The sequence below is a fragment of the Bacteroidota bacterium genome (assembly GCA_030706565.1).
Classification (GTDB): Bacteria; Bacteroidota; Bacteroidia; order Bacteroidales; family JAUZOH01; genus JAUZOH01.
Genome location: JAUZOH010000398.1, coordinates 1 through 3394, shown reverse-complemented (window position 1 = coordinate 3394; position 3394 = coordinate 1). Strand labels below are relative to the sequence as shown.

Here is a 3394-nt window from a genome sequence, read left to right as displayed (position 1 = left end):
TAGGACTGTCCCGGATCTAAATAGGATGGAATCACCGGTTTTAAAAGTAAAACTGTTAACCTTATTCAATGTACGCCATGCTCTATCAGGAGAATGGCCATCATTCGAATCAGATCCCCTGTCAGAATCAATGTAATAAGTCAATTGTTCCTGCCTTTGAGAAGCCATAGAAAAACCAGGGGCAAGAATAAAAACTATCAATAAACTAAAATCAATAAGTCGTATATGCATGAGAGTTAATTGAAAATATTTAAACTTAGAAAGAACCAAATAAACATTTATTAGAACATAACACTTAAAATCCGGCTATTTTTTTAAAAACTGTTTCGATTTATAACCTTTCACCTTCAGAATATACATTCCATCAAATATATGGCTTACGTTTAAAGGTTTATCGCTGTCCCCGGAAATAATCTTTTCCCCCATGATATTATAAATACTCACATCATTTGCTTTTGCATCATTAATTCCCTGAATATGAATATAATCAATAGCAGGATTGGGATAAACAATTAAATCTTTTTCGTTTTCTGCTATAGTTTCAATTCCAGTTGATGGGGAGGACAAAGGGATATAATCAGGTGAATAGGCAATCGCAGGGTGATAAGCAATTGGTGATACAACATCCCTGTACACTTTACCTGCAGGAGTTGGAATTATTGAATTTGAATAATACATCTGCCGGGTATCTTCAACCCATTCGTAAATTGAGTACCGTTCCACGAAACTGGTAGTATCAAGCATATAAGTAAACTGGGAAATCTTCTCCGCCTGCTGCTCGTAGGTAGGTTTCCCGCTTGATGCATCCGTCCAGTTTGCTCCATTATTCCATTCGGTTATCCATAAAGGTCTTTTTGTCCGGTCATGAATAGCTTTGAGCCGGTTGTAAAATTGCTGGGCAGTCTGGCCGCCCAAATAATAATGCATAGCCACAAAATCTACCCTGAAATTTACTTTATCACAGGAATCAATAAAGGAATATAATAAATTCAACCCTCCATCAGAAGGACAGGGAGAGCCCAGTCGCAATCCGGATTTCATAAGATTAGGCCAGGCAGCCATCATATCAGCAAGCGACATATTTGCCTGATCACTCTTATCAGGTTCATTAAACCCTAAAGCATGAGTACTATTTTTTTTATTGTTGATATTGTCATAAGAATTCCACCACCGGTTATGCCTCATAGGTATATACTCCACATTATTCGTTGATGTGGAAACATTGTCCCAATCATACTGCCAGGAACAATGAAGACCCTCAGCAGCATTCTTACTTCCCCCGCACCAGCCTTTTTTGGTTACCCAACGCCACGGGAAAACACGGATAAATGAAGTCTGGGCATAAAGACCTGCCGGTAATTTTTTGATTACCAGATCGCTATCACAAGCTATATAAACTTTGCTGTAACCCGTACCGTCTTCATTCATGGCAAAAGTAGCCATGTACCCTTTTTTCAGTACAAAAGACCGGACATTATCATTAAAAGTATCCAATAAAGAGGAACCATAAATAGTGTACAATCCCAAACTCATAGAACTACCGGTAATATTTTCAGCTGAATAAACAGTCAAGGGTTGAAATGAGGAAGACTGGCTTATGAGGACAGAACCGTTATAATACTGTACCAGTCTGATATTTGAATCTACAACAGCAATGTCGCCATTAATTATAATCTGCCCCAAGTATTTATCTTTAATAACCTGAGGTTTTATGCTGTCAAAATATAACCACACATTGGCATCATGAAGATTTAAAACACTTCCGCTAATTGGATTTGAACTGCCGTTTATCCTGATTTCAGATTTTCCATACAATTCCCAAATCTTGTTAGACAGTGTATTTATTGTCGTTTTGTAATCAGTATATTTTTCATGAGCAATTGTGTCCGCACCAAATTCAAGGGAATAATAACCTTTGTTCCCATTTTCAGCAGTTACCTGAATCTTATAACCCGAAGTAACAGGTTCGATTGCGGCAGCTCCATTATTATTTTTATTTACTATTTTCAGTTGTGCAGTTGAAGGTAAACGTATAGCTGAAGCCAACTGGGCAGAAGTCAAATTTGAAGGCAAACCGGTTATTTTTCCGGAAACATTATCCAAAACCCCTAATGTTGTAGAGAGGATTGTTGTATCAGAGCTTAAAGGCCTGGTACTTAAAGTATAGAAAGAAGTTCCCAAATCGCCGGTAACTTTAATTTTCAGAGTATCGCAAACATTGAAACTATCAAGTTTAGCAGGACTGATTACCACACCGCTTTTCCCGGTGATATCAATTGTGGAATTTGCATATCCGTTTAAACCGGTGCGGAATTTTGCGGCCGTAATTAATGGGGAAACATTTGAAAGGGTCAGTGCAGATTGATCTAAAGTGCCATTTTCAGTACTAATCAGACGGGAATCATCTATTTCGTTTACACTGACTTCGTCGATTAAGACATTCATATAATTAATGTCGTTGGACCCCACTTTAATTGCAAAATAAACATCAACTTTAGTGCCGGCAGTTCCGGGGCAAATAAAGGAGCGGTTACCCTCACAGGCCAAATTAGATAAAATTACATCAAGATTAGGTCCGCATCCTTTCCAGGTTGAAAGGCCCAATATTACATCGCCATTATTATTGGGTGTATAATCGGATCCATCCACAGGGGCGATAGTACTTAAGTAAAATTCACACCAAAAATTTGAAACACTATTGGTTTTCACAGCGCCATCCACCACATATTTTTTGCCGGCAACTAAAGTGATTTTTTGCCAAAATAAAGTATTGGTGTTCAAATTCGATTTTACCCTTAAACAACCATTTTGCCCCATTGAGGGTTTATCAGCAGTATAGTTGAATTGCGAGCTGGCCTGATTGGTGGATCCATAATAAATGTTCCAACCCATATCACTTTCCATATTCCCGTTTTTCAAGATATTTTGTCCGGATATATCAATGAAACAAACTGAATATAAAAGTATTATGCTTGTTAAACTGATTATTTTTTTACATATATTTTTCATAGTTGTTTTAAGTAAAATAGAAGTAAGGGTTTACAGGCTGAACATTAATTCAGGGAAATAAAATCTCACGGATATAAGGATTTGTCAAGTAAAATTTTTTCAGAAGCAATAATTATTTAGATTGTTATATTTAAAATTACAGAACTGTACTTGAGAATAGATTTAAAGACCCGTGTTAATGGCTTGTTAGACACCATTAACACGGGAACTTTTTAACTACTAACTACAATTAACACAAATCAAATACTAAACTATCAATTATCTATATCTCCCCAAAGATTATAAATGCTTGGGATAATTATAGAGATGGACAGCAAGGGTCTTGAATCCCTGCTGATCCTGCTTATAATTGACGACCATACCCACAGTGACTTTTGTGGTCTGC

Annotated in this window: 2 protein-coding genes; both read right to left on the bottom strand. The window is 36.9% G+C overall.

From position 1 onward, the window contains the following. Positions 1–231 (bottom strand): hypothetical protein (locus Q8907_14665; protein MDP4275515.1); only part of this gene is annotated, 231 nt, incomplete at its 3' end. Between the two features lie 75 nt (positions 232–306). Beyond that, on the bottom strand, positions 307–2904 hold the full coding sequence (locus Q8907_14660; protein MDP4275514.1) for a glycosyl hydrolase: 2598 nt from the start codon (positions 2902–2904) through the stop codon (positions 307–309). Positions 2905–3394 lie beyond the last annotated feature (490 nt).